Annotated in this window: 14 protein-coding genes; 4 read left to right on the forward strand and 10 right to left on the reverse strand. The window is 45.7% G+C overall.

Annotation, left to right across the window (positions count from 1 at the left end; genetic code table 11):
* The first annotated feature begins 82 nt into the window (after positions 1-82).
* Together GQF63_RS13785 and GQF63_RS13790 are read left to right on the forward strand one after the other, a co-directional pair.
* Entirely contained in the window at positions 83-757 is a 675-nt protein-coding gene (locus GQF63_RS13785) for a hypothetical protein (protein WP_160369822.1), read from the forward strand.
* A 6-nt stretch (positions 758-763) separates the two neighbouring features.
* Entirely contained in the window at positions 764-1,867 is a 1,104-nt protein-coding gene (locus GQF63_RS13790; protein WP_160369823.1) for a toxic anion resistance protein, read from the forward strand.
* 45 nt (positions 1,868-1,912) lie between these two features.
* On the opposite strand, the gene GQF63_RS13795 is transcribed toward GQF63_RS13790, so the two are convergent.
* The 4 genes from GQF63_RS13795 to GQF63_RS13810 form a co-directional block, all read right to left on the reverse strand.
* Positions 1,913-2,446 (reverse strand): fumarate hydratase, encoded by a 534-nt coding sequence (locus GQF63_RS13795; RefSeq protein ID WP_160369824.1) that lies wholly within the window; start codon positions 2,444-2,446, stop codon positions 1,913-1,915.
* A gap of 4 nt (positions 2,447-2,450) precedes the next feature.
* The gene (fumC, locus tag GQF63_RS13800) at positions 2,451-3,848 is read right to left on the reverse strand and encodes a class II fumarate hydratase (RefSeq protein WP_160369825.1); all 1,398 of its coding nucleotides are present in this window, start codon (positions 3,846-3,848) and stop codon (positions 2,451-2,453) included.
* Positions 3,849-4,037: 189 nt separating this feature from the next.
* Positions 4,038-4,397 carry an avidin-fold protein gene (locus GQF63_RS20010; protein ID WP_160369826.1) on the reverse strand — a complete coding sequence of 120 codons (360 nt, stop codon included), beginning with the start codon at positions 4,395-4,397 and terminating at the stop codon, positions 4,038-4,040.
* Between the two features lie 46 nt (positions 4,398-4,443).
* Positions 4,444-5,010 (reverse strand): hypothetical protein, encoded by a 567-nt coding sequence (locus tag GQF63_RS13810; protein ID WP_160369827.1) that lies wholly within the window; start codon positions 5,008-5,010, stop codon positions 4,444-4,446.
* Positions 5,011-5,147: 137 nt separating this feature from the next.
* Here GQF63_RS13810 and GQF63_RS13815 point away from each other — a divergent pair, with 137 nt between their 5' ends.
* Entirely contained in the window at positions 5,148-6,749 is a 1,602-nt protein-coding gene (locus GQF63_RS13815) for a S41 family peptidase (protein WP_160369828.1), read from the forward strand.
* Here GQF63_RS13815 and GQF63_RS13820 read toward each other — a convergent pair whose 3' ends face one another.
* From GQF63_RS13820 to amaB, 6 genes are all read right to left on the reverse strand, one after another.
* Positions 6,750-7,853, reverse strand: a complete 1,104-nt coding sequence (locus GQF63_RS13820) for an endonuclease/exonuclease/phosphatase family protein (protein WP_160369829.1) — start codon at positions 7,851-7,853, stop codon at positions 6,750-6,752. It lies immediately after the preceding gene.
* Positions 7,853-8,728, reverse strand: a complete 876-nt coding sequence (locus GQF63_RS13825; RefSeq protein WP_160369830.1) for a rhomboid family intramembrane serine protease — start codon at positions 8,726-8,728, stop codon at positions 7,853-7,855. The genes GQF63_RS13820 and GQF63_RS13825 overlap by 1 nt, the downstream gene beginning before the upstream one ends.
* Positions 8,729-8,735: 7 nt before the next feature.
* On the reverse strand, positions 8,736-9,452 hold the full coding sequence (locus tag GQF63_RS13830) for a rhomboid family intramembrane serine protease (RefSeq protein ID WP_160369831.1): 717 nt from the start codon (positions 9,450-9,452) through the stop codon (positions 8,736-8,738).
* A 17-nt stretch (positions 9,453-9,469) separates the two neighbouring features.
* Entirely contained in the window at positions 9,470-11,341 is a 1,872-nt protein-coding gene (mutL, locus tag GQF63_RS13835) for a DNA mismatch repair endonuclease MutL (protein WP_160369832.1), read from the reverse strand.
* 131 nt (positions 11,342-11,472) lie between these two features.
* Positions 11,473-12,762, reverse strand: coding sequence for an L-lysine 6-transaminase (gene lat / locus GQF63_RS13840; RefSeq protein ID WP_160369833.1), 1,290 nt, complete (start codon positions 12,760-12,762; stop codon positions 11,473-11,475).
* 7 nt (positions 12,763-12,769) lie between these two features.
* Complete coding sequence (gene amaB / locus GQF63_RS13845; RefSeq protein WP_160369834.1) at positions 12,770-14,299, reverse strand: L-piperidine-6-carboxylate dehydrogenase; 1,530 nt, start codon at positions 14,297-14,299, stop codon at positions 12,770-12,772.
* A 225-nt stretch (positions 14,300-14,524) separates the two neighbouring features.
* Between amaB and GQF63_RS13850 the strand changes: the two genes are divergently transcribed.
* Complete coding sequence (locus GQF63_RS13850) at positions 14,525-15,682, forward strand: acyl-CoA dehydrogenase family protein (protein ID WP_160369835.1); 1,158 nt, start codon at positions 14,525-14,527, stop codon at positions 15,680-15,682.
* Positions 15,683-16,781 lie beyond the last annotated feature (1,099 nt).

A 16,781-nucleotide genomic window follows, 5' to 3' on the forward strand; every position in this document is an offset into this window, starting at 1 on the left:
GTGGGAGATCAGGCAATTGGTGTGGACTATGCTATCTGTACTTATGTTTATTCCGCTACCTATACATATACATCCTTTTGTGATGATAGGGCAGGCACGCAAAACGAAAGTAAGATCTTGGTATATGCTAGGTATCACCTTTCTGGCGATCGAATTAGCCTTATTGGGCTCTTTTATATACTTCTTTGGCGCTTTAAGTCAGGCGATGTTCTTAACCATGGGGGGATCGGTGTTATCCTATATTGTTGGGAACGGCTTATTGTTGAATCAGGCGAAGCCTTATTTGCAGCGTTTGGAACTTAGCGAAGTACGTCCTTTAACCTGGATTTCCAGCCCTTCGGCGCAGAAATATTTAGAATTAAACACCGCTGCGATTGATACGCCACAGTTTTTCGTGGAACGTTTGCTGCACTGGCGCAAGGAAATAGATAACCGCAGTATTCAAACCGATATCGATAAGATTATTCGTTTGTTCCAATTGTTGGAGAAAAAGGATGTGCGGGAGGCCGAGAAGTTCTTGGTGCGGCATTCCACCGTGGTGAATGTATTGATGCAGTACGATGAATTGGAGAATGCACGTTTAAATAATACCATCACCTCCGATTCCAAACGGAAGCTGGAGCATGTGATACAGCAGGCATCGGTAGCTATTGAACAGGAAGTAACCAACCATTTCAAAATGGGGATGCTCGATGTGTCGGCGGAAACCGATGTATATTTACAGACATTAAAAAGTAGAAACCTATTAAAAGACTAAAAGCATATGGCAAACTTAGATTTGACGAACTTAGATAGTAATCAACCGGACAAAACAAATGAGGTCGCCGTGAATTTCTCCCCGGAAGAAAAGGCCCTCATTCAACAATATAAAGATAAAATCAACTTAACATCCACCACGGATATCATTCAGTTTGGGGTGGGCAGCCAGTCGAACGTCAGCAACTTCTCCAATGAAATCTTGAAGCAAGTGCGTACGAAAGACCTAGGTGGTGCTGAGGACATCTTATTGAACCTACGCGGAGAGATTAAAAACTTCGATGAAAAGCTGAATAAGAAACCTTTGCTACCTTTTTTTGATAATATCAAGAAGAAAATCGGCCGCATGCGCACCGAGTATGCCTCGGTAGAAAAGAATATCCATGCCATCGAACTGAAGTTGGAGGGACATTATAAAAACCTGGCCAAGGATGTCAACATCTTTGATAAACTCTTCGTGCAGAACCAGCAGTACTTTAAAGACCTGTCTTTGCACATCCAAGCCGGGGAGGAGAAGTTGCAGGAAGTATTGACCAACACCTTGCCAGCCCTGAAGGCCGAAGCCGAATCTACCGGCGATCAGCATAAAATTCAAGAGTACAAAGACCTGGAACAGCATGTAGTTCGTTTTGAACGTAAAGTCCACGATTTGAAACTGACCCGTATGGTCGTATTGCAAACGGCGCCACAAATCCGCATGATCCAAAGCAATAGCAGCTCCCTGATGGAGAAGATACAATCCAGTATCGTGAATACCCTACCGTTATGGAAGAACCAAATGGTACTGACCTTGGGTATTGCCCATGCGCAGAGTGCCTTGGAAGCACAACGGGCCATTACGGATGCCACGAATGAGCTCTTAAAACGCAATTCAGAAATGCTGAAGGATGCCACCATCAATGTAGCCAAAGAAACGGAACGCGGTATTATCGATATCGATACCATTAAAAAGGCAAATACCGATATCATTAGCACCATTGAGGAAGTATTGCGCATCCAGAAAGAGGGCCGTGAGAAACGCAAAGTAGCCGAGCAGGATTTACTGCAGGCAGAAACCGAATTGAAAAGTCATATCTTAAAGTCGTCGGATGAAACCCGATTGATCAATTAAGAATAGCTGAATAACAAAAAATGCCGCAATTTGCGGCATTTTTTGTTAGAGTTCCCAGCGTTTTTTAGGCACGCAGGTTATATCTTGTGTTTTTCGAAGCACCACCGGGCGGGCATCGAATTTATTTTCCAGCACCACGCTGTCTTTACTTTTGTAGGCCACTTTATAGCGGGGCAGGTATTCCCCTTGTTTGTAGCAGCCCGAAATCTTTTGTTTCCAGTTAGGTTTGGTATATACCCCTTCCACAATCATGCTATCGCCACGCAGCACATAAACGGCTTTGGCATATTCTGTCCATTCCCCGTTGCCATAACAGCTGTCGGGCATGGTTTTCACTTTATTATGCACTTTCATGGTGGTGTAAATGGAATCGCAGGTCACCCGGAATTCATGCAAGGTATAGTTCAGCATACCGGCTTGGTTAGGGATGCTATCCTGCACCCAAACCCCTTGGAACCAATCGGCACCTTCGCCCTGCATATCTGAATGGCGTTGGCAGCTGCTGGAAATAAAAAGCATACCCAGCAAAAATGCTAGATATGCCCCATAAGAAGTTTTTTTATGTTGATGTTTGTCCACTCGATTATTTTAAGCTTCCAACCATCTCTTCTGGTTTCACCCATTCGTCAAATTGCTCTGCCGTAACATAGCCTAAAGCAATTGCAGTTTCTTTTAGGGTGCTGTTGTTTTTATGCGCTGTTTGTGCAATTTCAGCTGCTTTGTAGTAGCCGATTTTGGTGTTCAGGGCAGTAACCAGCATTAAGGAGTTGTCTACTAATTCTTTGATGCGTGCATAGTTCGGCTCGATACCGATTGCGCAGTGCTCTTCAAAAGAAACACAAGCGTCTCCGATTAAGCGGGCAGATTGCAAGAAGTTTGCTGCCATTAGAGGTTTGAATACGTTAAGTTCATAATGACCTTGCGTACCTCCAATGGTAATTGCCACATCATTCCCCATCACTTGTGCCGCTACCATAGTTAGGGCTTCACATTGCGTAGGGTTTACTTTGCCTGGCATAATCGATGATCCTGGTTCGTTTTCCGGAATAAGGATTTCCCCGATACCGGAGCGAGGACCAGAGGCCAGCATACGGATATCGTTGGCAATTTTATTTAAGGCAACGGCCAATTGTTTCAAGGCGCCGTGTGTTTCCACAATAGCATCATGCGCCGCTAAGGCTTCAAATTTATTTTCTGCCGTAACAAATGGATGGCCGGTAAACTCAGCGATATATTTGGCGACTACAACGTCGTAACCTTTCGGTGTATTCAATCCCGTACCTACAGCAGTACCACCTAAGGCCACCTCTGCCAAATGCGAGAGGGTATTTCTCAAGGCTTTTAAGCCATGGTTCAATTGCGCTACATAACCAGAAAGTTCCTGACCCAAGGTAAGTGGCGTTGCATCCATTAAGTGCGTACGTCCGATTTTCACCACGTTCATAAACTCTTCCGATTTTTTCTTCAGGGTATCGCGTAATTTCTCCACACCAGGAATAGTAATTTCCACTACCGCTTTGTAAGCCGCAATGTGCATACCGGTAGGGAAGGTATCATTAGAAGATTGTGATTTATTTACATCGTCATTCGCTTTCAACACAGGCTCACCTTCACCAATCTTACCACCCGCCAATACTTGCGCACGGTTGGCTACAACCTCGTTCACATTCATGTTAGATTGCGTTCCAGAACCCGTCTGCCAAATCACTAGTGGAAACTGATCGTCTAATTTACCGGCTAAGATCTCGTCACAAACAGCAGCAATTGCATCGCGTTTCTCTACAGGAAGCACACCCAATTCATGGTTTGCATAGGCTGCAGCTTTCTTTAAGTACGCAAAACCTGCTACAATTTCATGCGGCATAGAAGCGGCAGGGCCAATTTTAAAGTTGTTTCTAGAACGTTCGGTTTGTGCACCCCAATATTTGTCGGCAGGCACTTGAACCTCACCCATGGTGTCTTTTTCTATTCTGAATGACATAATTACAAAATTTTGATAGGCAAATTTAGGACTGTAAGCTAGGATATCCAAATCTTTTGACCGGCAAAACCGTATTTCCAGCCTTTCCATGCTCACATTCCGGATAAACCTATCGTATTCTTTATTTTTTTATTGTTATACAAAAGATGGAAGGCTAAAGATACTCAAAATAAATGGGGGATGCCAAGCTTAGGGGGCAAGCTCTTCCACGATGCTTTCTCCCGCGCCCGTAGCCCCATGCGTCCATGTCCAGGACTCATGCAGGCGGATGCGCCCATCGGTTAATATTTCCGGACGCGACTTGCAATGGCCGCAACGGAGCTCCCCCGCCAGGTTCACCTGGTGGTAGTAAAACTCCAACGTGCCATATTCATCTACGCTACCCAGTAAATGTCCATATTGAATGTTGCCACCCATATAGTCGGCAAAAACAATGCGGCCAATATGCTTATAGTGAAATTCGGTGTCGCCACTGCTTTCGCCCGAGGCGCTGTTTTGGAGGACACGAAAGTGCCGGTTGTGATAATTGATAGATCGAACGTTCATCATACCTGTAAAGGATTAAGGGGTCGGTTAAAATCTATCATCTATCGAATTAGGTTAAGCGGCGTTGCATATGCTCTTCGATATGATGATAGAGCTGTTTGGGTTTGAGCGTACGCCAAGGGAAATTATTGAAGTACTGCCCGAAGTTGATGTAGTAGTCGATGTGGTTGGCTTCAAACTCCTGGATCACGTGTTCTCGAAAGTTTATTCCAACAATCCAGCCATCTTCTATATCCTGAAACCATTCCTCGTAGTAGGAATCGTCAGAAGCATGAAAGTTCAATACATTTTCGCCAACCAGAATAAACTTCTGTATGCCTTCCCCAATCATCAGGTCTATCAGCTCACGCTTCAAGATCATGATGTCGTTATAAATGGCATCGTTCCATTCCCCAATCAGCTCCATAATACAGAAGCCTTTATCATAATCGGCATACAGCACTTTTAAGTAAAGCGTCAAGGAACCAAACTCATCCCATTGGGGATGCAGCAGAAAATTATATACTTTTTTATCGAACTCAAATTCCGAATAAACGGTTCCGTAAAAGGGACTTCGCTCATCTTCCGCAGCGATATAATCGTCGCGCCATTGGTAATATGGTTCTAATTCATGCATTGTTTGGTAAAAATATTGAAAATAGCTGAAATATTACGTAAAATCCATGTTTTTGGAGTGTTAATTGTTGATAAATTATTCCTATATTATTATTTTAATCAAACGGTTAAGTGTTAATTTTGTTGACCAGACCATTCATGCAAAAAGGAAGAACAAGGAATATTTTTGTTGCTGCCACTTATGGCGCAACCCTCTTATTAGGATTGATACTTGGACAGAACTATGCTGACCAAGAGCGTATCAGTTCTGGAGGATCCCTTATGCCTATTGGTCTCTCTGATAACAGCTATAAAGTGCAGCAGGTGGTCGACCTGATTTCTACCCGTTATGTCGATAGCATCAACATAGATTCGGTACAAAATGGCGCCATCAATCATATTATCTCCCACTTAGATCCCTACTCCTCGTTTTTAATGCCGAATGAGTCGCAGGCGCAGACGGAAATTCTCGAGGGCACCTTTGAGGGCATCGGTATGGAGTACTTCAACCTCAACGACACTTTATTGGTCGTGGGGGTTATCTCCAACGGGCCGGCAGATAAAGCCGGGTTCAAGGTTGGCGATCGGATTTTACGCATTGGCAATCGTCAGGTTGCCGGCAATAGCGTCAGTAAAGAGGAGGTGGAGAAACTGATCCGTGGGAAACGCGGGTCGGAGGTCGAGATGTTTATCGAGCGCGATTCCATTTCCTTGCCCTTCCCCTTGAAGGCCAAGCGCGACCAAATTGCAGTCAGCTCCTTGGATGTGGCCTATATGATAGAGCCTACGGTGGCATTTATCCGCATCCGACGCTTTGGGTTAAAAACAGCCGAAGAATTTACCAATGCCATTATCGAACTGAAGAAGCAGGGCGCCAAGAACCTGATCCTGGATCTACGGGATAACGGTGGCGGCTATTTCCATGTCGCCATTAAATTGGCCAGTGAGTTCTTTGCCGACCAGCGCTTGGTGGTCTATACCGAAGGGGCACATGAAGCCCGTCGCGATTACCTGTCGGAAAGCAAAGGAAACTACCCCAATGGAAAGCTGGTGATACTAGTTAACGAGCGGACAGCTTCGGCCAGTGAGGTGGTGGCCGGTGCAGTGCAAGATTGGGATAGGGGATTGCTGATTGGACGACGTACCTACGGTAAAGGCATCGTGCAGGAGCTCTTTGACTTCTCCGATGGTTCCACCATTAACCTCAGCATAGCACGTTATTATACCCCATTAGGGCGCAGTATTCAACGGAAGTATTCCCCAAACTGGTCCAATATGCAAGACTTTATCTCCATGTACAATGGCCTATGGTCTTTAGATACCACCTATGCGCATGCCAAAACCTTCCAAACCGGCTTAGGGAAGAAGCTCTTTAGCGGGGGAGGCATCGTTCCGGATATCAATATTCCGGTAGATTCCAATGAGGTTAGCCTCTTATACCAGGAGCTGGTGCAGTCCAGTTTAGTCGAGCAGTTTGTATACAGCCGCTTCACGAAGAAACTACCGGCCTATTCCATCGAGAATTTCTTGCAAGGCTATACCCTGCCGAATTCCGAATACGTCAGCTTCATCAATTTCCTTGGCCAAAAGGGATTGCTGATCTCCGCACGTAAGCAAATCGACCTCCACGATTTAATCCAAAGCGATATCGAAGCCTTACTCGGCCGCTATTACTTCGGACGGGAAGCCTATTTCAAAGTCAAAAACAGGTATGATTTCTTTATCGAGAAAGCCCTATCGCAGTTTAAGGTAAAAACCTAATTAGTTGGTCAACTGGATGTCGGCCCAAATCGGGTAATGATCCGATTGCTTTTTCTTGATGATATGGTAGTTCTTTACCGCAAACTGCTTGTCGGTAAAGATATAGTCGATCTGTAGGATAGGCAGCATCGGGAAATGCGTGACACCCCAACCTTGGCCTTGCTCCTGAAACGCATTTTTCATGTTCTTTCCAATCAGGTTAACACTGTAGGACATCGGCGTATCGTTAAAATCACCCATCACAATTTTCGGTAAATGCGTATCCTGCATATGATCATATAATGACTCCGCCTGATTACTGCGTTGTTCAAAAGCCCATTTCAGCTTGCGGCCAACCCGCTTGGTGGCTTTTTCGTCCTCCGCCTTGCTCGCACTCGGATTCTGAATAAATTCCTTATCCTCATTCTGTAAGCCAAAGGAGCGCAGGTGCACATTATATACCCGAATGGTATCGCTGTTTTTAACAATGTCGGCATAGATAATCCGGTTGATGCCGTATTCATTTTTCTTGATCAAGCCGGAATTGATAATCGGATATTTCGAGAAAATAGCCTGCCCATAAGCCATATAGTCATTCTGTCGCGAGGGTGCAAAGTAATACGTGTCAAAAGCAGCCTCCTTCTTTACCGTTTCACTGAATTTCTTATTGCCTTTTATGGTGCTGTAAAACTCTTGCACACACAGTACATCGGGTTTTGTTTCGTTCACCGTTTCTATAAAACCATCTTTGGGCGCCTGATCGCTATAGGGCAACGCTTCAAACATATGCACATTGTAAGACATCACCCGAAGCATGGAATCGTTGGTCGGGTTATCCTGTTGGCTATGGAAGGTGATGTGCTGCGTCATCAGGTTCCAGCCCAAGAGAATCGCCGCCAAGGAAAACAAGGCAAACTTCGGCTTCCGAAGAATCCAATAAAAGATAAAACCAACGTTAATCAATAAAATAGGGAGGTAGCCCAGGCCTAAAAAAGAAATGGCCCAAAAGGACTTCGGATTGATAAAAGAGGCGGAGTAACTGAGAAGGAGCCCTGCAATGGCGAAGAAATTGCCAAGCATCACGGTCTTACTGAAAAAACCTAAATTCTTTTTGTTAATTAACATTACTCTTGCTCTTCTCTGCTTACTTTAAATAGTATCTCTTTTTCTCGTGAAGATAGACTTTCATACCCGTATTGGGAAATTTTATCTAAGATTTCATCAATAATTTCTTGATTGGGTAAATCAGCCTTATGACTCTTATAAATAGGGCTCTTGTGGATGGTATGCACAACCCTTAATTTATTAACGGATTTGCGGGCAAAGATGCTACTGATATCGCGTCCATTTTTTAACTGCTCCATAAACAGCATCCCCCAGCCGCCAGCAATTATAAAGGCCCCGGCAGCAGGTTTGTTTATCAGCGCTAGAAAGATGAATTCAATAGCCATATAGACGATCGCGATGGTTTGAAAGCGCACATTCCCAAAGAGGAACAGGCGAACTTCCATCTTAGGCGATAGCACCAGCAGGCTACACATTAAGGCGGCAATGCTGAACGCATTGGTATGCATAAAGCCTTGCGGATTATTGGCAATGAGCGGGATTTGCGCCAGCCCCAAATAACTAGGCCCCCCAATCAGAACAGCCCCAAAAAAGAGGGTCAGGAATTGACGGCTGTTTAAAAAGCCCAGGAATAAATGCCCCAGCCAATACATCCACAAACTATCAAACAAGATTTTGAATAAACCCGTATATAAAAAGGGGAAAGTAAGTAGCGACCAGGGTTGGCTAATAAACTTCGTGAGGTTGGCCGGCAAGCTCAGCTTGCTCAGCAGCACATCATATAAAGGGAAATTTAGGACATTCACCTCCACCAATAAATCGCAGAGGTGTATAATGACAAACAAAAAGATTTGCGCTGATAGAATATAAGGTACCGGCGATTTACTGCTGTAGGTAGTCTTTAAAAAATCGTTCAGTGCATTCTCTTTTCTCATGCTGGTATTAATAATAATTACTGCGGCGAATTCCCCATGCTTTCAAGAGGATAAAGCCAAACAAGGCGCCTCCCACATGCGCTAAATGCGCGATGGAAGATCCGCTTTGCGAAAAACCTAAATAAACTTCAATAACAATTAAAATCGGAATAAAGTATTTCGCCTTCACCGGTACTGGTATAAACATCAAGAACAGCTCCATGTTTGGAAATAATACCGCAAAAGCTAATAATAGCCCGTAAATTGCTCCAGATGCCCCTACCAAAGGCGTGCCATAAATCCCCGCCAAGGTGTCAAAGCTGTCTTTAGAAATCTGTAAATTCGTCGATACCCGGTCGTTCAGCATATCGAAGTTTAAAAACTGCGCCGCTTTTACCGTACCTGTGATCTGGTAAACCTCAAAAGCCTGAACCCCGTATTGTAATATCAAGGCACCAAAACCGCAGATCAGGTAATAGTTCAGGAATTTCTTGGAACCCAGCACCCGTTCGATAATCGGACCGAACATCACCAAGGAAAACATATTGAAAAAAATATGCGAGAAACTCCCATGCATAAACATATAGGTCACCGGTTGCCACATTTTAAAGAAGGGCGAATCCGGGTAAAAGATCCCAAAAAAACGAGGGGCCTGTGTAAAGATCATGGATCCCACAAAGAAGATCAGGTTAATGATCAACAGGTTTTTCACAACAGGAGGTAAGTTCCCAAAAAAATTATTCATAGTAAAGGTGCTAGTTTCTATAATGTTTTGGCAAAGCGCTCTGCCAGTTCTTGTAAGGTATAAGTGATGATAACCGGTTTGCCATGCAGCGAAATGTTCGGCGACTCACAGGCAAATAAACGATCGATCAAATCGGCCATGGCCTCATTGTCCAGTTTACTACCCGCTTTAATGGCCGCATTTTTCGCTAAGCTTTTCGCCAGCTTCTCACGTTTGTTCAAACGCAGGTCACTCTGGTTTTTAAAATCTTCCAGCAGCTTCTCGATAATCTGACCCTCGTTCACATTTTCAAGGTCAGCAGGAATTCCATCCACAATAAAGGTCGTCTTCCCGAAGGGACGCAATTGAAAACCTAAGGATTGAATTTCCGGTAACATATCTTGTATCAAGGCAAAATCCGCCGCATTCAATTCTACGGTTTGCGGAAATAAGCTCTGCTGGCTTAAGCCTTGGTTATTGTTCAGGTGTTGTTGAAATTGCTCAAATAGAATCCGCTCATGTGCCGCTTGCTGATCGATCAGCATAAAGCCCGAGTGAATCTGCGAAACAATATAGCGATTGTGCAATTGGAAAAATTGCTTCTTCGGCTGATCCGAGGGTTGAATAAAGCTAGCTTCCTGTGCCGGTTCTTCCGGCATTAACGGCAATTGCTGCGGTTCATCCTGCTCGGAAATCTGATACAGCGTATCCCAATTCTGGGGGATGCTGGTTTTACGCTCCAAGGCCTCCGGATAGCTGTAGGCACGACTTACCGCCGAGCGTGCACTCGGGTTTCCATCATCAAAAGGATTGAAGTTCGGATTGAAGTTGATGGTCGGGGCCTGAATTTCATCCAGCGGTTTTGGCGTAATTAGGTTGTCAAAGCCCGTTTCCTGTTCAAAATCCAGGGAAGGGGCAATGTTAAAGCGGCCTAAGGAACGCTTTACCGCCGAGCGTAAAATAGCATAGATGGCCTTATCGTCCTCGTACTTAATTTCTGTTTTCGTCGGATGTACGTTGATATCGATCTTGGCCGGATCAATATCAATAAACAACACATACAGCGGGTAAGTATCGGCCGGTAAAATCTCCTCGTAGGCATTCAATACGGCGTGGTTGAGGTAGGGGTCTTTAATAAAACGGTTGTTCACAAAGAAAAACTGCTCGCCACGGGTTTTCTTGGCAAACTCCGGTTTGCCAATGTAGCCTTTGATGTTCAAGATGCTGGTGGTTTCTTCCACCGGAACCAAACGCTGGTTGTAGTTATTGCCAAATAAATGGACAATACGCTGCTTCAACGTCTCCTTGGGCAAATGAAACAATTCATTGCCATCGCTGTGGAAGGAAAAGAATAGCTCCGGATGGGCAAGGGCAATACGTTGAAATTCATCAATAATATGCCTTAGCTCTACAGAATTGCTCTTTAGGAAGTTCCGGCGTGCCGGAATATTATAAAACAGGTTTTTAACCGATATGCTGCTGCCTGCCGGGGCCTGGTCGGGGTATTGTTGCACCACCTCCGAACCTTCGATTTCCACCACGGTGCCCAATTCATCTTCATGACGGCGGGTGCGAAGTTCCACGTGCGCAATCGCCGCAATGGAAGCCATCGCTTCCCCACGGAAACCCATCGTGCGAATGGCGAAAAGATCCTCCGCCTTGCGGATCTTGGAGGTCGCATGGCGCTCAAAACAAAGGCGCGCATCGGTCACACTCATCCCACATCCGTTGTCCATCACCTGGATCAAGGATTTCCCCGCATCTTTAATAATAAGTTTTATCTGGTCTGCTCCCGCATCAATAGCGTTTTCCATCATCTCCTTTACCGCCGAGGCCGGCCGTTGCACTACCTCACCTGCTGCAATTTGATTCGCTACGGAATCCGGAAGCAATTGAATAATATCCGACATAGACCACAAAGTTAACAAAAATGATGCTAATCATTCCCTTAATTCCACCCTGGCCCCGCCATTTCTAAAAAAATAAAAGCCGTAGCATCGCTACGGCTTTCGGGTAATCGAGTTTTGATCCGTAGATCTGCTTATTTTAAAATCTTATCGATAATGGCAATCGCCTGATCTATATCTTCTTTGCTCACCGTTAGGTGCGGACGGAAGCGGATACTACGCTCGCCACAACCTAAAATCAGCATCTTTTCTTCCATGGCGCGCTTCACAAAAGCATCGCGTTCCTGCTCGGTCGGCAGGTCGAAAGCGCAAAGTAAGCCGCGGCCACGAACAGCGCTGATTACCGGGTGTTTTTCCGCTAAAATCTGCAATTGCTCTTGCAGGTAAGTGCCCATAATGGCCGACTTCTCCACCAGGTTTTCCTGTTCAATAATTTCCAATATTAAACGGAAACGAACCATGTCTACCAAGTTACCACCGAAGGTCGAGTTGATGCGGCTGGATTCTTTGAATACATGATGCTCTACGCGGTCAAATTTCTCACGGTTCGCAATTAAGCCACATACCTGGGTTTTCTTACCGAAGGCAACTACATCCGGTACAATACCAAAATGCTGGTAGCACCACATTTTTCCGGTCATCGCAATACCGGTTTGCACCTCATCCATAATCAAGATGATGTCATTGCGATCACAGATGTCACGCAATGCCTGGAAAAACTCCTTGCGGAAGTGGTTGTCACCGCCCTCTGCTTGAATAGGCTCCAGAATTAAACAGGCAATATCGTTCGGGTTTTGCGCAATAGCGTTTTCAATTTCACGAATCGCTTGCGCCTCCGCTTGTATAGTGGCATTCACCGACTCTTCAGTCAATGGGAAGTTTAATTTCGGGTTGCTGATGCGCGGCCAGTTGAATTTTGGAAAGTACATATACTTACGCGGATCCTTGGTGTTTGTCAATGATAGCGTATAGCCTGTACGGCCGTGGAAGGCCTGCTTAAAGTGAATCACCTGGCTGGCTTCCTGCTCTATTCCTTTTTGTAGGTTGATGCGGGTTTTCCAGTCGAAGGCCGCCTTTAGCGCATTCTCTACCGCTAAACCGCCACCATCGATAAAAAAGCAATAGCTTAATTCTTGCGGAATACTTACGCGTTCAAAGGCGTCTAAGAAATCGGCGTATTCCTTCGGGTAAATATCCGAGAGGGCAAGCTTATTGATGGATGCCGCTTTTAGCGCATCGGCATGTTGTAAAATATAAGGATGGTTGTAACCTACTGGCGAAGAAGCAAACATACTGAACATATCCAGGTAGGCATTGTTTTCTTCATCAACAATGTAAGAACCATGGGATTTCTCTAAATCGATAACCATAGGAAGGCCATCGGCTAAAATATGTTTTGCTAAGCGTTGGTGTGTATTTTTCATAATGGGTTTATAAATCAAATTTAATGCCTTGTGCCAATGGTAAATTGGCCGTATAATTAATGGTGTTGGTTTGTCTGCGCATGTATACCTTCCAGGCGTCAGATCCTGACTCACGACCACCACCGGTTTCTTTCTCGCCACCAAAGGCGCCGCCGATTTCCGCACCGGAGGTGCCGATGTTCACATTGGCAATGCCACAGTCGGAACCGTTCTGGCTTAAGAATAACTCCGATTCCCGCAGGTTATTGGTCATAATGGCCGAGGATAGGCCTTGACGTACGCCATTTTGTAGCGCAATAGCATTTTCCAAATCACCGGAATATTTAATCAGGTATAAAATAGGGGCGAAGGTTTCGTGCTGCACAATCTCGTAGTGGTTTTCCACTTCGGCAATCACCGGCGTCACATAGCAGCCACTTTCATAGCCTTTTCCTTTCAGCTGCTCGCCTTTATTAAGGAGCTTGCCGCCTTCGGCTTTAATTTTATCGAGGGCTTGCAGGTAATTTTGCACAGCATCGGTATCGATTAAAGGGCCCATATGGTTTTTGCTATCCAAGGGATCTCCGATTTTTATTTGCTTATAGGCATCCAACAGGGCTTTTTTCACTTGTTCGTAAATGCTTTCGTGGATGATTAAACGACGGGTGCTGGTACAACGTTGTCCCGCGGTGCCCACAGCACCAAAGACAGCACCAATAATGGTCATCTTTAAGTCGGCACTCGGCGTAACGATAATGGCATTGTTCCCGCCTAATTCCAGTAAGGACCTGCCTAGGCGTTGCGCCACCGTGCTGGCTACCAACTTACCCATGCGTGTAGAGCCTGTTGCCGAAACTAATGGAATCCGCGTATCGGTAGAAATCCACTCGCCAACCTCTTTATCACCGGTAACAATGGAAGAGATACCCTCCGGTAATTTATTAGCTTTTAAGATGTCAGCGATAATTTTCTGACAGGCAACGGCACATAAAGGGGTTTTCTCGCTGGCTTTCCATACCACCACATCCCCACAAACCAAGGCTAAGGCCGCATTCCAGGACCATACAGCCACCGGAAAATTGAACGCCGTAATAATGCCCACGATGCCTAGGGGATGGTATTGATCATACATCCGGTGGCCGGGGCGCTCCGAATGGATGGTATTTCCGTATAATTGTCGGGATAGGCCCACGGCGAAATCACAGATGTCAATCATCTCTTGCACTTCGCCCATACCTTCCTGATAGGATTTACCCATTTCATAGGATACTAACTTCCCTAATACGGGCTTCAGCTCGCGCAGCTTATCACCCAATTGGCGCACGATCTCTCCACGCTTCGGAGCCGGGATGTTGCGCCATGCCAACTGCGCCTTCTCCGCCTCCTGAATTACCTTGTCGTAATCTTTGCGGGTGCTGCTTTGCACCTTGCCAATTTCCTTGCCATTGGTTGGCGAGTTTGAGGTAATCCATGCTCCCTTAGAAAACCACTTGCTGCCCGTCGAGCTACCTGGGTTTTCATTTTCCAGACCTAATGCTTTTAATTCTTTTGAAGTCATAATATGGTTTATATTATTCGAAATTTGCACTAATATAACGAATAATTTTTGTTTTCATCGTTTTTGACTCCCTATTTTGTAATTTAAACGTCTGATTATAGGCTTTCTTTGGGAAAGCCGATTGTTTATGATGGATGTCATTCTTCGAATGGCGCATTCCTCTTATCTTTAACCGTTCCTAACCCCGATGTTAGGAACATGCAGTAAACCCTAATTTATGAGCTCATGGTAGATTATTTTAAGATTGAAGAACTGCTGGATACCGAACATCGCCTGGTGCGCGATGCGGTCCGTCAATTTGTGCAGGCTGAAATCAAACCCCATATCGATGGCCTGGCCCAAGAACACCGGGAGTTTCCGGGATTGATGAAAAAACTAGGTGACATTGGCGCACTCGGCCCCTTTATTCCGCAGGCCTATGGCGGCCCCGGGCTAGACTATATGGCCTACGGCCTGATTATGCAAGAGCTGGAAGCTGGCGACTCCGCCATCCGTTCGGCCGCTTCGGTGCAGTCGTCCCTGGTGATGTATCCGATTTATACCTTCGGTTCTGAAGCGCAGAAGCAGCGCTTGCTGCCGGCTTTGGCATCCGGCGAATGCATCGGTGCCTTCGGCCTCACCGAACCCGATCATGGCTCCGACCCGGCCAGCATGGAAACACGCTTGCATGCCGATGGCGACGGATACCGCCTTACCGGGGCAAAGATGTGGATTACCAATGCGCCTATTTGCGATATCGCCGTGGTATGGGCGCGTGATGAGCAACAGAAAGTACGCGGTGTGATTGTGGAACGAGGCATGGAGGGCTTTAGTACGCCTGAAACCCTACATAAATGGTCGCTGCGGGCCTCCAAAACCGGAGAGCTGCTTTTCGATCGGGTCTTTATCCCGAAAGAAAACGTCCTGCCCGAGGTGAACAGCATGCGTGGGCCGCTGTCTTGCTTAAACTCGGCGCGTTATGGCATCTCCTGGGGCGCCATCGGTGCGGCCATCGACTGCTACGAAACAGCCCTGCAATATGCGCAGGAGCGTGAGCAATTTGGAAAACCCATTGCAGCCTTCCAGCTGCAACAAAAGAAACTGGCCGAAATGCTGACGGAAATTAGCAAAGCCCAACTGCTGGCTTGGCGACTGGCAACCCTCAAAAACAAGGATCAGGCAAGTCCGCAGCAGATTTCCATGGCCAAACGCAATAATGTGCATATGGCCCTGACCGTCGCGCGGGAAGCCCGACAGGTATTAGGCGCCATGGGCATTGTCGGCGATTACCCGATCATGCGCCATATGATGAACCTGGAGTCGGTAATCACCTATGAAGGAACCCATGATATCCACCTCCTCATCACCGGACAGGATATTACCGGATTTTCCGCATTCAATTAATAAGAAAGGTTATGCCGCTTCGGCATAGCGTAAAAATAGTAGCGTAGATTATATTAGTGTATACCTATAGCTAGGGTAGACGGCTGCAAAGCCGTCTTTTTTTATTTGCTGCTTATCGTATATATAAGGTAGCCTTGTTATATATATAATATAGCACTGGATTTTTTTTCTTCCCATGCACTTGCTTTTCTCTCCCCTTGTTCAAGCCTTTGCAAAGGGGATTGATACGGGTGAGCAAGGGGAGAGAAAGGGGTGAGGAAGGGGGAGTCGCAGTAGTTAGTATGGAGTATTTAGTAGTTAGAGCCTGCAGGCGGGGCGTTTTGTTGTCGGTTTGTCATTAGTTTGTCATCGTGAGCGGAGTCGAACGACTGGTACGTCAGTACAGGTAGCACGCTTTGTTCAATTTTTTATAATATTGATTGAACGCTATCTTCATAAAACTACTACCAATAGTACTTCAGCACTGACAAAAGCTTTGCAAGCAATGCTTGTTTATGTAATCAATGCTTTCATTTTTCTTTAAACAAACGTCGTTATTGCGTGCTATCTGTACCGACGTACCAGTCGTTCGACTCCGCTCACGATGACAGCACGACAACAGAACGACAACAGAACGAAGACAACAAGACGATAGAATATCTCCCATCTGCTAAATTTATCACGCAATGTCCTAGCGAGTTACGCTATTTCCATAAAAATACTTTGCTGTATCTCTTGGAAGTGAAGGTAATTTGTCCCTATCTTTGCACCACTCCGCAAGGGAGGGACGGCTGGAAGCAGCCATGACAAACAGAAGGGAATGGGCCGTTGAGACTAAGCAATTAGGAGCAACACACACCATACAAAAAGAGCCTCAGAAATTATTTTAAAATAAATTTTGCAGAATCAAAAAAACCTTCTACCTTTGCAGTCCCAACTACGGGGAACAGCCAAAAGCGCAAGGCTAGCGGCAGAGAAAAAATGATAAGTTCGAGGGTTCAACGCAAGGAGAACCTGATAACATAACAACAGCGGAAGCGAGATGCGGAAGCGATAAGTTCTTTAAGAAATAATGATCAAGTAGCGCAGCGAGTAGTCGAGAGACGAAAGTTGAACAAGA

The sequence above is a fragment of the Sphingobacterium humi genome, assembly GCF_009768885.1.
Taxonomy (GTDB): Bacteria; Bacteroidota; Bacteroidia; order Sphingobacteriales; family Sphingobacteriaceae; genus Sphingobacterium; species Sphingobacterium humi.

What these genes read in the sequence shown, in the direction of transcription:
- lat (WP_160369833.1), bottom strand. Translation starts at nt 12,762, where the DNA reads ATGAAAAATACACACCAACGCTTAGCAAAACATATTTTAGCCGATGGC.
- GQF63_RS13830 (WP_160369831.1), bottom strand. Translation starts at nt 9,452, where the DNA reads ATGAATAATTTTTTTGGGAACTTACCTCCTGTTGTGAAAAACCTGTTG.
- GQF63_RS13850 (WP_160369835.1), top strand. Translation starts at nt 14,525, where the DNA reads ATGGTAGATTATTTTAAGATTGAAGAACTGCTGGATACCGAACATCGC.
- amaB (WP_160369834.1), bottom strand. Translation starts at nt 14,299, where the DNA reads ATGACTTCAAAAGAATTAAAAGCATTAGGTCTGGAAAATGAAAACCCA.
- GQF63_RS13825 (WP_160369830.1), bottom strand. Translation starts at nt 8,728, where the DNA reads ATGAGAAAAGAGAATGCACTGAACGATTTTTTAAAGACTACCTACAGC.
- GQF63_RS13785 (WP_160369822.1), top strand. Translation starts at nt 83, where the DNA reads ATGATAGGGCAGGCACGCAAAACGAAAGTAAGATCTTGGTATATGCTA.
- fumC (WP_160369825.1), bottom strand. Translation starts at nt 3,848, where the DNA reads ATGTCATTCAGAATAGAAAAAGACACCATGGGTGAGGTTCAAGTGCCT.
- GQF63_RS13815 (WP_160369828.1), top strand. Translation starts at nt 5,148, where the DNA reads ATGCAAAAAGGAAGAACAAGGAATATTTTTGTTGCTGCCACTTATGGC.
- GQF63_RS13820 (WP_160369829.1), bottom strand. Translation starts at nt 7,853, where the DNA reads ATGTTAATTAACAAAAAGAATTTAGGTTTTTTCAGTAAGACCGTGATG.
- GQF63_RS13810 (WP_160369827.1), bottom strand. Translation starts at nt 5,010, where the DNA reads ATGCATGAATTAGAACCATATTACCAATGGCGCGACGATTATATCGCT.
- GQF63_RS13790 (WP_160369823.1), top strand. Translation starts at nt 764, where the DNA reads ATGGCAAACTTAGATTTGACGAACTTAGATAGTAATCAACCGGACAAA.
- GQF63_RS20010 (WP_160369826.1), bottom strand. Translation starts at nt 4,397, where the DNA reads ATGATGAACGTTCGATCTATCAATTATCACAACCGGCACTTTCGTGTC.
- mutL (WP_160369832.1), bottom strand. Translation starts at nt 11,341, where the DNA reads ATGTCGGATATTATTCAATTGCTTCCGGATTCCGTAGCGAATCAAATT.